Origin of the sequence: Agromyces sp. NDB4Y10 (assembly GCF_001620055.1) — a bacterium.
Taxonomy (GTDB): Bacteria; Actinomycetota; Actinomycetes; order Actinomycetales; family Microbacteriaceae; genus Agromyces; species Agromyces indicus.
Genome location: NZ_LQGY01000014.1, coordinates 232968 through 247007, shown reverse-complemented (window position 1 = coordinate 247007; position 14040 = coordinate 232968). Strand labels below are relative to the sequence as shown.

Sequence of the window (14040 nt, the reverse complement as noted above, 5' to 3'; positions counted from 1 at the left end):
GGTCAGGAAGCCGGCGGCTCCAGGCCCACCCGATCGGGCACGGCCGTGACGACGCCCGGCAGCCACTCGTGCACGTCGGGCCAGGCTCGCGCGGTGGGCAGTCCCCGGATCAGGGCGGCGAGCGACGCGTCGCCCGGCGCCCACGGGATCACCCGGTTGGGCGACGCCGACGCGAGCACGCCGAGCCACCAGTGCAGCCACGTGCCGCGGATCGACTCGGGTTCGAGCACGACGTAGTAGTCGGGCACGCGGATCTCGTGCCGATCGACCGCCCGCACGAGCTGCTCGATCTCGAGTTCCAGCACGCCGAGCGTGGACCGCTCGTCGTAGAACTCGACCCACGCGGATGCCACGTGCCCGAGTGGATCGCGGTCGTGGACGACGTACGGTGCGTGCGACGTCGTGGTCCAGGTGACGACCTCCGCGTCGGTGGCATCCGTCATCGCGGCGAACGACGCGGACTCGACGTTCGGCAGGCCGGCGAGGGACGTGATCGCGGTCGTCGCCTCCTCGCCGACGACGACCAGGGTGGTGCTTCCCGGTGCCTCCATTTTCGGATTGTACGTCCGTTCGGAGGGCTGACGGGATGGGCCCGACGCGCGTCGCCGCGGCTCACCGGCACTGCGCCGCCAGCGCGATGACGTCGTCACCCGGGCGGCCGTAGATCCACTCGCCGCTCCCGTCGCCGGTGTACCCGCGGCTGATCGCCCACGCCGTCGCCCACGCCTCGTTGCCGTCGCCGTACGCGAGCTCGTCGGGCACGATCTCGCCGAGGCAGCGGCCCGTCATGGCGTGGCCGACCTCGTGCGCGACGAGCGCCCGCACGCCCGGCGCGTCCCAGAGTTCCGCGACGCTGTGGCTGAACGTAAGGGAGGCGATGCCGCCGCCCGCGACGTCCCAGGTCGCCCGCCCGGCGTACGTTCCGTCGGTGCCGTAGCCGAGCACGATCGTCTCCCAGTCGAACTCGAGCGGCAGGCCGCCGGAGAGCTCGCGCGCGAAGGCCTCGACCTGCTTCCTGCGCTCGTAGAGCGGGCCCGCCTTCTCCGCCTCTTCAGCCTCGTGCGAGGCGATCAGCGCCTCGGCGGCGGCGACGTACCGGGCGATGGCGTCGGCGGCGCCGGAATCCCAGCGGGCGGCTTCGACGATCGCGGTCGCCTCGCGCAGCGCGAGGCGCTCGAGGTTCCGCGCCGACTCGTGCGCCGCCTCCAGCTCCCCCGCGGCCGCCGGGACGGCGGCGAGCAGGTCGGCGCCGGTCGCGCCGACGTCAGCGACCGCCATCGCGAGGCCGTCTTCCGCCGCGCCGAGGTCGGCCGCGTGCTCGGCCAGTCGTGCGGTCTCGGCCTCGAGCAACCGGGTCGTCGCGTCGAGGTCGCCGGCCGACTCCGCCTGACCCTCGCGCGCACCGGCCGGAACCTCCGGCTCCACGTGCGGCAGCGCCTCGGCCGCGTCGATCCGCGCCGCCAGTTCGGCGACGGCCCCGGCGAACGACGCCTCCGGCTCGGGTCCGACGTGCGCGACTGGCACGTCGGCCACCTCGGCGGCGAGGGAGGCGGCGGTCGTCGCGGCATCGAGCGCCTCGTCCACCCCGTCACGGGCACGCTCGACCTCGCGCGCTGCGGCCGCATGCGCGGCACCGGCCCGCGCGAGCCGCTCGGCCGCCCCGGACTCCGACTCGTGCCGGGCGAGCAGGACGGCCACGACGACCGCGATCGCGACCAGCACCACCGCGGCGGCCGCGGCCACCACGACGCGCGCCGTCGGGCGTCCCGGTCCTCCCGGGCGCCGCGGACGAGGGCCGGCGTCGATGGTCGACACCCGAGCAGTATCGCCCGCCGGCGGGCGGGGCGGAACCTCAGCCGGCGAGCCGCACCAGGTCGGCCGCCGCGTCGAGCGCCTCGCGCACCTCGGCGAACGGCGTGCCGCCGACGGTCACGACCTGCCACGCGGCATCCGTTCGCCGCACCTCGGAGACCGCGAGGTTGTCGAGCCGGGGGTAGTGCCGGGCGTCGTGGCCGCTCATCTCGGCGAGCACGTGGCGGATGAGCGTGCCGTGCGCGACGGCGAGCACGCGCGCACCGGCGTGCTCGTCGGCGATGCGCTCGAGCGCACGGATGCCGCGGGGCCCGACGTGCTCGTCGGCCTCCTTGCGCGGGAACGCCCGGCCCGGCCAGCGCGCGTCGATCTCGGCGACGAGCGTGCCCTCCGCGGCGCCGAAGTCCTGCTCGACGAGGTCGTCGTAGGCACCGGCGACGGGGAGCCCGAGCCCGCGCGCGAGGAGGTCGGCGGTCTCGCGGGCGCGCCCGAGGGTGGAACTCACGACCACGTCCCACTCGGCGGCGTCGAGGAGCGCCGCGGCGGCCTCGGCCTGCGCGCGACCCGTGTCGTTCAGCGGGATGTCGGTGCGCCCCTGCATGAGCCCGTTCAGGTTCCAGTCGGTCTGTCCGTGGCGGATGAGGGCGAGGCGCATGGGTTCCAGCCTACGGCGGGGCGGCTGAGCGGATGCCGCGTGGTCGGATCGTCGCGGGCCGCGGCATCCGTTCTCGCCGACTCGGGACAGGAGTCCCGTGACAGCGGGACACGGCGGCTGCGACGATGAGCGGATGACGCTCCGCTCGAGTCGCATCGCGACCGTCGTCGCGCTCGTCGTGGCGGGGGTGGCGGCGATCGCCGCGATCGCGATCGACCTGCGGGTGCTGCCCGAGCATCCGGACCCGCCGATGTCGTCGGGCTGGTCGGGCGTGCTGCCGGGCGTGGCGATGCTCGTGCCCGGAGCGCTGCTGCTGTGGCGGCTGCCGTGGCATCCGATCGCGGTCGTGCTCACCGGGTTCGGCACGCTCTGGGTCGTCGACGGGCTCGCCTCGGCGGCCGTCAACCTCGCCTGGTACACCGACCGCGACGCGTGGTGGGCGCCGCCGGCCTTCTGGTTCTTCACCCGGCTCGGGTCGGTGCTGCTCCTGCCGATCGTGCTCCTGCTCGTGCTGTTCCCCGACGGCCGGCTGCGCCGCGGCGCATGGCGGGTCGTCTCGGTCGTCGCGATCGGCCTGGCCCTCGTCATGCCGTTCGCGTTCCTGTTCGCGCCCGCCGCGGCACTGGTCGCCGACGAGCCGGAGCGCGCGGCGATGCTCGACGCGTTCGGATCGTGGTCGACCGACCTCCCGCTCCCGGACGCGGCGTGGTCGGTGATCCTCGGCGCCGCCCTCCCCTGCCTGGCGGCGAGCCTCGTGCTCTCGCTCGTCGTCTGCGTCAGTCGACGCGCCCGCGCGAGCGCCGAGGAGCGGGCGCAGCTGCGCTGGCTGGTGTGGTCGGGCGTCGTGTTCGTCGGCTCGCTGCTCATCTACCCGCTCGTGCCGACCGTCGTCGTCGACGTGCTGCTCGCGGTCACGATCGGGCTCATGAGCGCGGCGGTGGTCGTCGCGGTCACGCGCTACCGCCTCTACGAGATCGACCGACTGCTGTCGTGGACGCTCGTCTACGCGATGCTCATCGCCGCCATCGTCGCGGTCGACGTGCTGGTCGTCCTCCTCGTCGGCAGCGCCATCGATGACCGGGTGGCGATGCTGCTCGCGGTCGTCGCGGTCACGATCGCGTACGCGCCGCTGCGCGGTCGGTTGTTCGCGTTCGCGAACCGGCTCGTCAACGGGCGCCGCGCCGACCCCTACGCCGTGGTCTCCTCGCTCGGCGACCGCCTCGATCGGTCGCCCCACGCGCGGGCGCAGCTCGACGACCTCGCGTCGGCCGTCGCGGAGGCGTTCGCGTCGCCCTACGTGCGGGTCGAGCTCGATCGACCCGCGGGCACGTCGACGGATGCCGCGCCCCTCGTCGCGGAGCACGGCACCTCGACCGCGCGACCCGTCGAGATCCCGATCGACCACGGCGGGCAGGTGATCGGCCGCATCCGGATGGAGCCGGGCCGGCGACCGGTGGCATCCGAGCGCGACCGTCGGCTGCTCGGCGACCTCGTCCGGCTCGCGGCGGCGGCGATTCGCAACGCCGAGCTGGGCCGGGAGCTGCAGGCCATCCGCGAGCGACTGGTCGTCGCTCGCGAGGAGGAGCGGTCGCGGCTGCGCCGTGACCTGCACGACGGGCTCGGGCCCCTGCTCGGCGGGGTCAAGCTGCGGCTCGAGGCGGCCCGCAACCTCGCCGAACGAGATCCGTCGCGGTCGCTCGCGCTCGTCGACGCGGCCATCGACGACCAGTCCGCGGTGATCGACGAGATCCGCCGGATCGTCCATGATCTGCGCCCACCCGCACTCGACGACGTGGGGCTGGTCCGGGCCCTCCGGCAGCAGGCCGACCGCCTCACCGGGCCGGGCTTCGTCGTCCGCGTCGAGGGCGACCTGCTGCGCGACCTGCCGCCCGCGGCCGAGGTCGCCGCCTACCGCATCGTCTCGGAGGCGCTGACCAACGCGCGCCGCCACTCGGGCGCCGCGCTCGTCGAGGTCCGCCTCGAACACGACGAGCGGATGCTGCGCCTCACCGTGCGCGACGACGGCTCCGGCATCCCCGCCGACGCCGTGCCCGGCGTGGGCCTCCGTTCGCTGCGCGAGCGCGCGGACGAGCTCGGCGGCACGCTCGAGATCGTCGCGGCCGACGGCGGCGGCACCGAGATCCGGGCCGCGCTGCCGCTCGCCTCGCAGCCCCGCGCCGAGCCGAGCGTCGACACCGAGCCGGGCCCCGGCCTCGGTTCCGACCCGCGCCGTGGGGCGCGCCCCGCGACCACCCCCGAGCACCTGGAGGCCCCCGCTGATGCCTGACGAGCCCATCCGCGTCATCCTCGTCGACGACCACCCCGTCTACCGCGACGGCCTCGCCATGCTGCTCGAGTCGCTGGACGGCGTCGACGTCGTCGCGACCGCCGCCGACGGCGAGGAGGCACTCGCGGTCGTCGAGTCCTCCGAGGCGGACGTCGTCGTGATGGACGTGCAGATGCCGAAGCTCGACGGCATCGCGGCGACCCGCGAGATCGCCGCGCGGCATCCGCACCTGGCCGTCGTCGTGCTCACGATGTCGGAGGACGACGAGACGGTGTTCGCCGCGATGCGCGCCGGCGCGCGCGGGTACCTCGTGAAGGGTGCGAGCCAGCACGAGATCCGCTCGGCGATCGACGCCGCCGCGCGCGGCGAACTTGTGTTCGGCGCGGCGATCGCCCGGCGCGTGATGGAGTTCTTCGCGGCCGGGCCGGCGAGCGCCCCGGCCGCGGAGGTGTTCCCCCAACTCACCGCGCGTGAACGCGAGATCCTCGACCTGCTCGCCGCAGGTCGGTCGAACCCGCAGATCGCCCAGGCGCTGTTCCTGTCGCCGAAGACCGTGCGGAACAACGTCTCGAACATCTTCGCGAAGCTGCAGGTCGCCGACCGTGCCGAGGCGATCGTGCGGGCCCGCGACGCCGGCCTCGGCCGCCCCTGAGGGCGGAGGCGCCGGCTGTCCCGGGCTCGACTCGGGACATCCGCGGGACGGCGCACCCTGTGGGCCCGGGTCGGCCGACCCGGAGATTGGGATCACCGCACGATCCCGATTCCGAAAGGCACCGCCATGGACTTCTCACCCGCCACCACGACCGCGCCGGCCCCCGGCACCGCCACCGACACGAGCCACGCCCCGACGCCCGCGGCATCCGCCCGCTCGAAGCGGACCCGCATCACCTCGGCCGACCTCGGCCCGGTCCGCCCGAACCGGCTGCAGCGCCTCGGCGGCCTCGGCCTGATCGCCGCGCCGCTGCTGTTCACCGGTGGCATGCTCACCTCGCCCGAGCAGACCGCGCCGGGCGCCGCCGGCTACATCGAGTCGCTCGCGGCCGACCCCGCCCTCAGCCTCTGGTCGGCGAACCTGCTGCACTACGGCTGGGTCGCCCTCGCGTTCGGCGCGATCGCCTCGCTCGGCCTGATCCGCGCCGGCCGCGGCCGGGTCTTCCTGCCCATCGCCGCGATCATCCTCGCCTTCGGCGCCATCCAGATGTCGGGTCTGCTGCTCTCGGACTGGTTCCTCGTCAGCGCCGGCAACACCCTGCCGATCGAGGACGCCGTGACGATGGACACCGCGGCCAAGGAGTGGACGGTCGCGATCTGGCAGTACACCGGGATGGCGGGCGGCCTGCTCGGCATGGGCCTGCTCTCGCTCGCGCTCGCCCGGGCGAAGGCCGTGTCGTGGTGGATCGCCCCGCTCGGCTTCCTGCCGTGGGTCGTCCCGGCGTTCGGCCTCGGCCCGGTGGGCGTGCTCGTCGCGCTCGCCTGCTACGCCCCGCTCCTCGTCGCGGGCGTGCGGCTGGTCGCCGCCCGCTGACGACGTCGACGGATGCCACGGGCCCGCGGTGCACGCGCACCGCGGGCCTCGTCGCGTCGCGAATGCATGAGGATCCGTCCGAAGGGCCCGCGGTGGGGCTGCATCGAACGGATTCCCATGCGTTCGGGACCCCTCGACGCCGGCCCGCGCGCTCGCTAGCGTGACGCGCGGAAGGGAGCACCATGGGCATCCTCGCAGTCGACCTGTTCCTCACCCTCGACGGGGTCTACCAGGCCCCGGGCGGCCCCGAGGAGGATCCGTCGGGCGGCTTCGCGTACGGCGGGTGGCAGGCGCCGTACCTCGACGACGAGTCGGGCGCCGTCATCGGCGCCGGCATCGACCGCCTCGACGCCCTGCTGCTCGGCCGCAGGACCTACGACATCTTCGCCGACTACTGGCCGCAGCACGTCGAGTCGCAGGTCGGCGAGAAGTTCGCCCGGGTGCCGAAGTTCGTCGCCTCCCGCACACTCTCCGATCCGTCGTGGGCCGGCACAACGGTGGTGACGGATGTCGCGGCCGAGGTACCCGCGCTGAAGGAACGGTTCGACGAGATCCACGTGATCGGCAGCGGCGACCTGGCCCGGTCGCTGCTCGCGGCCGACCTCGTCGACCGGCTGAACCTGTACCTCTACCCCATCGCGTTCGGCAGCGGGAAGCGGCTCTTCGACACCGGGACGGTGCCGGCCGCGTTCACGCTCGCGCAGCCGCCGATCGCCTTCCCGAAGGGCGCCGTCGCGCTCGTCTACGACCGCGCGGGCGAGCCGGTCACCGGCATCCAGATGGAGGACTGAGCCGGCTCAGTCGAGCTCCTGGAAGATCGTGAGCTGCACGCCCGCCGGCCCGCGCAGCCGAGCGTTGACCGACCGCCACGGCGTCTCGCGCGCGGACGCCTCGAGGTCGGCACCGGCGTCGACGAGCTCGTCGGCCACGGATGCCGCGTCGTCGACCTCGAACGCGACCCGCAGGTGGTCGCTCCGGCCGCCGTCGGTCTCGACGCGGTCGATGAATCGCACCTGCGCCGGGTTCGAGAGCTCGAGCGTCGCGCGACCCGCGTCGAGGATCACCACCTCCGCGCCATCCGGGCCGCTGTACGCCTCGGACTCGGGCATGCCCAGCACATCGCGGTAGAAGCGCAGCGCCGCCTCGAAGTCGTCGGCCTCGACGACGAGCCGCAGCTGGCGCACTCGTCCTGGTCGCTCTGCCATCCGGATGCTCCTCTCGTTTCAGCCGCGCAGCAGTCCGCGCAGCGTCTGGATCGTGTCGGCCTCGGCCGCGGGCTTGTCGTCGCGGTAGCGCTTGACCCGAGCGAACCGGAGCGCAACGCCGCCGGGGTAGCGGGTCGAGCGCTGCACGCCGTCGATCGCGATCTCGACGACCGTGGTCGGCTCGACGAACACGGTCGACGCGGTGCGCCGCGTCTCGAGCTGCGCGAAGTGCTCGGTCTGCCATCGCAGCAGCTCGTCGGTGAGTCCCTTGAAGGTCTTGCCGACCATGACGAACCCGCCCGGTTCGCCGAACTCGCCCACGGGGTCGAGCGCGCCGAGGTGCAGGTTCGACAGCCACCCCGTGCGGCGGCCCGACCCCCACTCGACGCCGAGCACGACGAGGTCGTACGTGTGCACGGGCTTGACCTTGATCCAGCTCGAGCCCCGCCGCCCGGCCGCATAGGGCGACCCGACGCCCTTCACGAGCACGCCCTCGTGCCCCGCCTCGAGCGCCTCGCGCGAGATGCGTTCAGCGGACTCGGGATCGGCGGTCACCTCGCCGGGAATGCGGTGCGGCCCGGCGATGCGCTCGAGCTCGCCGAGCCGCGCCGACAGGGGTTCGTCGAGCAGGTCGCGCCCGTCGACATGCAGCACGTCGAAGAACCACGGATGCAGCAGCACCTCGCGCGCGACGTCGGCGCCGAATCGCGCCATGGTGTCCTGGAAGGGCCGCGGCCCGCCGTCCTCGTCGAGCGAGAGCGTCTCGCCGTCGAGGATCACGTCGGTCACCGGCAGGCCGCGCGCGACCTCGACGACCTCGGGCACGCGGTGCGTGATGTCGGCGAGGTTGCGAGTGAACACCCGCACCTCGTCGCCCGACCGGTGCACCTGGATGCGCGCGCCGTCGAGCTTGTACTCGACCGACGCCTCGCCGACCTGCTCGATCGCCGCGGCCGCGGTGGGGGCGGATGCCGCGAGCATCGGTTGCACGGGCCGGCCCACGACGAGTCCGACCGACTCGAGCTCGCCCGGCGCGCCGGTGAGGGCGAGCCGCGCGGTCTCGCCGAGGTCGCCCGAGAGCATCGCCGCACGGCGCACGACCTCACCGGGTCGGTCGGCGGCCCGCGCGATCGCGTCGGTCACGACGCCCTCGAGCGCGCCCGTGCGCACCTCGCCGAGGAGCACCCGCGTGATGAAGTCCTGTTCGCGGGTGGTCGCTCGCGCGCCGAGGTCGCCCAACGTGGCGGCTCGGGCGGCCGTCGAGCCGGCACCGGATGCCGCAGCGAGCTCGTCGAGCGCGGCGTCGAGGTCGGCGATCGTCAGGGACGCGGCATCCGCCGGCTCGCCCATCGCCCCGGAGAGGCCGCGCCACCCGACGCCGACCCGCCCCTGTCGGGCCTTGCCCACGAGGAACCCGACCGCGGGCGCGATCTCGTCGGGCTCGAGACGGCCGAGCACCTCGGCGAGCGCGTCGACCTTCGCCAGGCGCGACCGGGTGGCGGCGACGCGTTCCGCGGTTGCGACGAGCTCATCGAGCAGCACGCGCTCATCCTCGCACCGCCCGCCGACACGCGCACCGGGTTGCGCCGCGCCCTCGAGGAGACCCGACACGCCGCGCGTGCTCGCGCGCCGACGGCGTGTCGCGTCCCCGCGAGGAGCGGGACGCCGACGCCGCGCGCGTCAGAGCACGATCCACCCGGTGGCGAGGCCGACCACGCCCACGACGGCGGCCGCCACGGCGAGCGCGAGGATGACCGCCTCGCCCGGGCGCAGCATCCGTCGCCCCTGCTCGCGTCGTGCGAGCAGGAACAGGATCGTCGCGGGCGCCTGCACGATGAATGAGACGAGCACGTACGTGAGCCCGGCACCCAGCAGCAGGAACACCACGTACACCGTCGCGATCACGCCGATCACGACGTCGCCGGCGCGGCCTCGGACGCCGGGCGCACGTCGGCCGACGGCGATCTTCAGCATGAACCCCGCCGCGAACAGGTACGGGATGAGCGCCAGCGCGCTCGTCATGTCGAGCGCGAAGTCGAACGCGTCGGTCGAGAAGTACGCCACGACGAGGATCGCCTGCGCGAACACCGTGGAGGCCAGGAGCGCCCCCACCGGCACGTCGCGGTCGTTCTGGCGGGCGAGCGCCCGCGGCATGTCGCCGTCGCGGGCGGCCATGAAGACGACCTCGGCGGCCATGAGCGTCCACGCCAGGTAGGCGCCGAGCACCGACACGATCAGGCCGATGCTGACGAGCACTGCACCCCACGGGCCGACCGCGGCCTCGAGCACGCCCGCCATCGACGGCTGGCGCAGCGACGCGAGCTCGGCGGCGGGCAGCACGCCGTACGAGACGATCGTGACCGACGCGAACACCGCGAACACGGCGAGGAAGCCGAACACGGTGGCCCGGCCGACATCCGCTCGCCGCCTGGCGTGCCGCGAGTACACGCTCGCCCCCTCGACGCCGAGGAACACGAACACGGTGACGAGCATCGTGCCCTGCACCTGCTCGAACAGGGTGGCCCCGTCGACGGATGCCGCGCCGCCGGCCGCTCCGCTGCCGAACAGGTTGCCCGCGAACACCTCCGGGTCGAACACGAACAGGGCGAGCAGCACGAACACGAGGATCGGCACGAGCTTCGCGATCGTGACGATGCGGTTCAGCGCGGTCGCCTCGCGCACGCCCCGCCGCACGAGGAGGAAGAACCCCCACAGCCCGATCGACGAGACGAGGATCGCGAGCACCGTGTCGCCGTCGCCGAGCGCGGGCACGACCGCGCCGACCGTCGACATGATCAGCACCCAGTAGGTGACGTTGCCGACGCATGCGCTCGCCCAGTAGCCGAACGCGGAGAAGAAGCCGAGCAGCTCCCCGAAGCCCTCCTTGGCGTAGGCGTAGACGCCCGCGTCGAGGTCGGGCCGCCGGACGGCGAGCCGCTGGAACGCGATGGCGAGCGTGAGCATGCCGAGCCCGGCGATGCCCCACGCCACGAGCGCGCCGACGACGCCGGTCTGCTCGGCGAAGCGGCTCGGCAGCGAGAACACGCCCGCGCCGACCATGGACCCGACGACGATCGCGGCGAGCGTGACGACGCCGACCTTCACCGAGGCCGGGGCTCCCGACGCCGAGGCGCCGCCGGCGGATGCCGCGGACTGCCCGCCCTGCGCGTCGCTGGTCGTCACTCGTTCCTCCCGCGGCGGCCGGGTCGCCCGCCGCGGTTCCGCCCGCCGTAGGGTACTACGTCATCATCGTGCGGCCGTCGGAGAGCACGGGCGACAGCATGCCGAACAGGTTGCCGTCGGGGTCGAGCAGGTAGCCGCCGCGACCGATGCCCTCCATGTCCTCGGCGGGCATGGCCTCGGTGGCGCCGAGCTCGATGCCGCGGCGCATGAGGTCGTCGACGCTCCCGTCGACGCCGACGACGATGTTGCAGCCGTTGATCGCCGCGCCCGGCTCGGGTCGTGGCCCCTCGCGCTGCGTGAGTCCGCCGTTGATGCCCATGCCGGCGGTGCCGGACGTGTTGCCGATGGCGCCCTCACCGGTGTCGATCAGCCAGTAGGGCGTGTCGCCGTACTGGCTGAACCGCCAGCCGAGCAGCTCGCTGTAGAAGTCGACGAGCCGCTGCGGCTCGGTCGCGTGGATCTCGAAGTGCACGACGAGGTTGGCCATGGTTCCTCCAGGTCTGCGTCGAGCGTCGGCGCCCGTCGAGCGGATGCCACGCTCCGGATGCCGCACACGGTACGCCCGCCCGCCGACATGCCGCGACCCCCGACGCCGGGACACCGAAGAGTTGACGGATGCCGCGGCATCCGCTGCAATATATTGCATGCCACTGCCCGCCCGCTCGCCCGCCGAGCGACCGAAGTCGCTGCGCGACTACGCCTACGCGCAGCTGCGCGACGCGATCGTGTCGGGCGACCTCGCACCGGGCGAGCGCCTGCGCGACCCCGAGCTCGAGGAGTGGCTCGGCGTGAGCCGCACCCCCATCCGCGAGGCCATCGCGCGCCTCGAACTCGCCGGCCTCGTGCACACCCGCCGCGCCAAGCAGACCGTCGTCGCGCCGCTCGACACGCGCACGGCCCTCGCCGCGCAGCGCATCGCGGCGTCGCTGCACGAACTCGCCGTGCGCGATGCGGTGCCGCAGCTCACCTGGACCGACCTCGAGGCGATGAGCAACGCCAACGCGCGCTTCGCGGCCGCGCTCGGCGCCGACGACGTCGACGCGGCCATCGCCGCCGACGACGCGTTCCACGCGGTCGCCGTCGAGGCGAGCGCGAATCCGCTGCTGCCCGGCCTGCTCGAACAGGTCACCCCGCTGCTGCGGCGCCTCGAGCGCGCACGCTTCGGCTCGCTCGCCGGCCGCGGCTCGGTCGCCGACCACGACCGCATCATCGCGCTGTGCGCCGAGGGGCGAGCGGATGACGCCGCCCGGGCGACGCACGAGAACTGGTCGACGCTCGGCCGCCTCCTCCACCTCGACGACGAGGCCGACTCCGCCACCACCCCACCCGCAGAAGGAGCACCATGGCCCTCGCCGACTTCCCCCGCCACCGGCTGACGTTCGGGCCGAGCCCGATCCATCCGGTCGACCGCCTGAGCGCCCACCTCGGCGGCGCCCGCGTCTGGATGAAGCGGGAGGACGTGAACTCCGGCCTCGCCTTCGGCGGCAACAAGACCCGCAAGCTCGAGTACCTCGTGCCCGACGCGCTCGCGAAGGGCGCCGACACGCTCGTCTCCATCGGCGGCGTGCAGTCGAACCACACCCGGCAGGTGGCGGCCGTCGCGGCGCACCTCGGCATGAAGGCCGTGCTCGTGCAGGAGCACTGGGTCGACTGGCCCGACTCGGTGAACGACCGCGTCGGCAACATCATGCTGTCCCGGCTCATGGGCGCCGACGTGCGGCTGTCGCCCGCGGGCTTCAGCATCGGCTTCCGCGAGTCGTGGAAGCGGGCCATCGCTGATGTCGAAGCCGGCGGCGGCACGCCGTACCCGATCCCGGCGGGCGCATCCGACCACCCGCTCGGCGGACTCGGCTTCGCGAACTGGGCCCACGAGGTCGCCGCGCAGGAGGCCGAGCTCGGCGTCTTCTTCGACACGATCGTCGTGTGCTCGGTCACCGGGTCGACGCACGCGGGCATGATCGCGGGCTTCGCCGACCTCGAGCACAACTTCGGCGGGCGGCCGCGCCGGGTCATCGGGATCGACGCGTCGGCGAAGATCGACGAGACGCGCGACCAGGTCGCCCGGATCGCACGGAACACCGCCGAGACCATCGGTGTCGGGCGCGACCTCCGCGACGACGAGATCACGGTCCTCGAGGGCTGGGCGGGCGACCTCTACGGCATCCCGGTCGCCTCGACCGACGAGGCGATGCGCCTGACCGGACGCCTCGAGGGCGTCATCCTCGACCCGGTCTACGAGGGCAAGTCGATGGCCGGGCTCATCGACCTCGTGTCGAGCGGCGACATCCCGAAGGACTCGAACGTGCTCTACGCCCACCTCGGCGGGCAGCCGGCCCTCAACGCCTACTCCGGCCGCTACCACTGACCGCTGCCCGCCCGCGGCGAGCCTGCCCCCCGCCCGCGGTGAGATGACGTGAAACGCTGCCCGGCGGGCGGCGTGGAGCAGTTCGCGTCATTTCAGCGCGCCCGCGGGCGGGACAGGGACGGGGGGCGGGGAGAGGGGGCGGGCGGGGCGGGGCTGGCAGAATCGGCGGATGGCCCGTGGCATCCGCTTCTCGTCAGACCCCGCCGAACTCGATCGGGCGCGCGTGCACGCCTGGCTGTCGGAGGACGCGTACTGGGCGCTCGGCCGGCCCCGCGAGGTGCAGGATGCCGCGATCGAGGGCTCGCGCAACTACGGCGCGTACGACGAGGCGACGGGTGCCCAGCTCGGGTACGCCCGCGTGGTGACCGACGGCGTCACGTTCGCGTGGCTGTGCGACGTCATCGTCGGTCCCGAGGCGCGCGGACGCGGCGTGGGCGTCGGCCTCGTGGAGTTCGTGCTCGCCGACCTCGACCCGCTGGGGCTGAAGCGCATCGCTCTCGCGACCGGCGACGCGCACGGGCTGTACGAGCGGTTCGGGTTCGAGCCGCTGTCGAATCCCGAGCAGTGGATGGTGCGCGGCGTGAACGCGGTCGAACGCACGCCCTGAGCGTGTCGGCGGGCGGGCGTACGCTCGGCCCATGGCGAAGCCCCATCCCGACCGGGAACGCGCCCTCGAGCGGCTGACCGAGGTCGCCGCCGTGCTCGAGCGACCGGATGTCACGATGCGGCGCATGTTCGGCTCCGAGGGGCTCGCGGTGCGCGGCAAGCTCTTCGCGTTCGCGTCGACCGCAGGCGACCTCGTCGTGAAGCTGCCCGAGCAGCGTATCGGCGAACTCGGCCTCGACCCGATGGTCATGCGCGGCCGCCCGATGCGCGAATGGGCCGTCGTGCCGTACGACGCGGGCGAGGAACGCTGGCGCACCATCGCCGGCGAGGCGTACGCGTTCGTCGACTCCATCAGTCCGTGACCCCGGGCCGGCGACGACGACCGGGCACCGCCGCCGGGCT

15 protein-coding genes are annotated in these 14040 nt (G+C 73.8%); 8 read left to right on the top strand and 7 right to left on the bottom strand.

The annotated features are described in order from the left end of the window. Positions 1-2 precede the first annotated feature (2 nt). The 3 genes from AVP42_RS04190 to AVP42_RS16590 form a co-directional block, all read right to left on the bottom strand. Positions 3-551 carry a hypothetical protein gene (locus tag AVP42_RS04190; RefSeq protein ID WP_067946382.1) on the bottom strand — a complete coding sequence of 183 codons (549 nt, stop codon included), beginning with the start codon at positions 549-551 and terminating at the stop codon, positions 3-5. Positions 552-612: 61 nt separating this feature from the next. Continuing rightward, complete coding sequence (locus AVP42_RS04185; RefSeq protein ID WP_157356714.1) at positions 613-1815, bottom strand: hypothetical protein; 1203 nt, start codon at positions 1813-1815, stop codon at positions 613-615. Positions 1816-1852: 37 nt separating this feature from the next. Further along, complete coding sequence (locus AVP42_RS16590) at positions 1853-2467, bottom strand: histidine phosphatase family protein (RefSeq protein ID WP_067946378.1); 615 nt, start codon at positions 2465-2467, stop codon at positions 1853-1855. A gap of 133 nt (positions 2468-2600) precedes the next feature. On the opposite strand from AVP42_RS16590, the gene AVP42_RS04175 reads away from it, so the two are divergent. The 4 genes from AVP42_RS04175 to AVP42_RS04160 all read left to right on the top strand — a co-directional run bounded on the left by AVP42_RS04175 (position 2601) and on the right by AVP42_RS04160 (position 7070). After that, the gene (locus AVP42_RS04175; RefSeq protein WP_067946376.1) at positions 2601-4754 is read left to right on the top strand and encodes a sensor histidine kinase; all 2154 of its coding nucleotides are present in this window, start codon (positions 2601-2603) and stop codon (positions 4752-4754) included. Then, positions 4747-5406: a response regulator transcription factor gene (locus AVP42_RS04170; RefSeq protein ID WP_197466947.1), complete on the top strand. Its 660-nt coding sequence runs from the start codon at positions 4747-4749 to the stop codon at positions 5404-5406. Before AVP42_RS04175 ends, AVP42_RS04170 begins: the two co-directional genes overlap by 8 nt. A gap of 126 nt (positions 5407-5532) precedes the next feature. Continuing rightward, positions 5533-6279 carry a hypothetical protein gene (locus tag AVP42_RS04165; protein ID WP_067946375.1) on the top strand — a complete coding sequence of 249 codons (747 nt, stop codon included), beginning with the start codon at positions 5533-5535 and terminating at the stop codon, positions 6277-6279. Between the two features lie 182 nt (positions 6280-6461). Beyond that, positions 6462-7070 carry a dihydrofolate reductase family protein gene (locus AVP42_RS04160; protein WP_067946373.1) on the top strand — a complete coding sequence of 203 codons (609 nt, stop codon included), beginning with the start codon at positions 6462-6464 and terminating at the stop codon, positions 7068-7070. Between the two features lie 6 nt (positions 7071-7076). Here the strand turns inward: AVP42_RS04160 and AVP42_RS04155 are convergent, their stop codons facing one another. The 4 genes from AVP42_RS04155 to AVP42_RS04140 all read right to left on the bottom strand — a co-directional run bounded on the left by AVP42_RS04155 (position 7077) and on the right by AVP42_RS04140 (position 11154). Then, positions 7077-7484: a VOC family protein gene (locus AVP42_RS04155; protein WP_067946371.1), complete on the bottom strand. Its 408-nt coding sequence runs from the start codon at positions 7482-7484 to the stop codon at positions 7077-7079. Between the two features lie 18 nt (positions 7485-7502). Beyond that, a complete protein-coding gene (locus AVP42_RS04150) occupies positions 7503-9026 on the bottom strand; it encodes an ATP-dependent DNA ligase (protein WP_067946369.1) in 1524 nt (507 codons plus the stop codon). Between the two features lie 138 nt (positions 9027-9164). Beyond that, positions 9165-10667, bottom strand: coding sequence for a basic amino acid/polyamine antiporter (locus AVP42_RS04145; protein ID WP_082846976.1), 1503 nt, complete (start codon positions 10665-10667; stop codon positions 9165-9167). Between the two features lie 55 nt (positions 10668-10722). After that, on the bottom strand, positions 10723-11154 hold the full coding sequence (locus AVP42_RS04140; RefSeq protein WP_067946367.1) for a VOC family protein: 432 nt from the start codon (positions 11152-11154) through the stop codon (positions 10723-10725). Positions 11155-11311: 157 nt separating this feature from the next. On the opposite strand from AVP42_RS04140, the gene AVP42_RS04135 reads away from it, so the two are divergent. The 4 genes from AVP42_RS04135 (at position 11312) to AVP42_RS04120 (ending at position 14000) form a co-directional block, all read left to right on the top strand. Beyond that, the gene (locus AVP42_RS04135; RefSeq protein ID WP_067946365.1) at positions 11312-12043 is read left to right on the top strand and encodes a GntR family transcriptional regulator; all 732 of its coding nucleotides are present in this window, start codon (positions 11312-11314) and stop codon (positions 12041-12043) included. Beyond that, positions 12010-13032 carry a 1-aminocyclopropane-1-carboxylate deaminase gene (locus tag AVP42_RS04130; protein WP_067946363.1) on the top strand — a complete coding sequence of 341 codons (1023 nt, stop codon included), beginning with the start codon at positions 12010-12012 and terminating at the stop codon, positions 13030-13032. Before AVP42_RS04135 ends, AVP42_RS04130 begins: the two co-directional genes overlap by 34 nt. A 169-nt stretch (positions 13033-13201) precedes the next feature. Next, the gene (locus AVP42_RS04125) at positions 13202-13639 is read left to right on the top strand and encodes a GNAT family N-acetyltransferase (protein ID WP_067946361.1); all 438 of its coding nucleotides are present in this window, start codon (positions 13202-13204) and stop codon (positions 13637-13639) included. 31 nt (positions 13640-13670) lie between these two features. After that, positions 13671-14000 carry a TfoX/Sxy family protein gene (locus AVP42_RS04120; protein WP_067946359.1) on the top strand — a complete coding sequence of 110 codons (330 nt, stop codon included), beginning with the start codon at positions 13671-13673 and terminating at the stop codon, positions 13998-14000. The last annotated feature ends 40 nt before the right edge of the window (positions 14001-14040 follow it).

Excerpts from the sequence above, each read along its gene's own strand:
- AVP42_RS04190 (WP_067946382.1), bottom strand. The coding sequence starts at position 551 with ATGGAGGCACCGGGAAGCACCACCCTGGTCGTCGTCGGCGAGGAGGCG.
- AVP42_RS16590 (WP_067946378.1), bottom strand. The coding sequence starts at position 2,467 with ATGCGCCTCGCCCTCATCCGCCACGGACAGACCGACTGGAACCTGAAC.
- AVP42_RS04175 (WP_067946376.1), top strand. The coding sequence starts at position 2,601 with ATGACGCTCCGCTCGAGTCGCATCGCGACCGTCGTCGCGCTCGTCGTG.
- AVP42_RS04170 (WP_197466947.1), top strand. The coding sequence starts at position 4,747 with ATGCCTGACGAGCCCATCCGCGTCATCCTCGTCGACGACCACCCCGTC.
- AVP42_RS04165 (WP_067946375.1), top strand. The coding sequence starts at position 5,533 with ATGGACTTCTCACCCGCCACCACGACCGCGCCGGCCCCCGGCACCGCC.
- AVP42_RS04160 (WP_067946373.1), top strand. The coding sequence starts at position 6,462 with ATGGGCATCCTCGCAGTCGACCTGTTCCTCACCCTCGACGGGGTCTAC.
- AVP42_RS04155 (WP_067946371.1), bottom strand. The coding sequence starts at position 7,484 with ATGGCAGAGCGACCAGGACGAGTGCGCCAGCTGCGGCTCGTCGTCGAG.
- AVP42_RS04140 (WP_067946367.1), bottom strand. The coding sequence starts at position 11,154 with ATGGCCAACCTCGTCGTGCACTTCGAGATCCACGCGACCGAGCCGCAG.
- AVP42_RS04135 (WP_067946365.1), top strand. The coding sequence starts at position 11,312 with ATGCCACTGCCCGCCCGCTCGCCCGCCGAGCGACCGAAGTCGCTGCGC.
- AVP42_RS04130 (WP_067946363.1), top strand. The coding sequence starts at position 12,010 with ATGGCCCTCGCCGACTTCCCCCGCCACCGGCTGACGTTCGGGCCGAGC.
- AVP42_RS04125 (WP_067946361.1), top strand. The coding sequence starts at position 13,202 with ATGGCCCGTGGCATCCGCTTCTCGTCAGACCCCGCCGAACTCGATCGG.
- AVP42_RS04120 (WP_067946359.1), top strand. The coding sequence starts at position 13,671 with ATGGCGAAGCCCCATCCCGACCGGGAACGCGCCCTCGAGCGGCTGACC.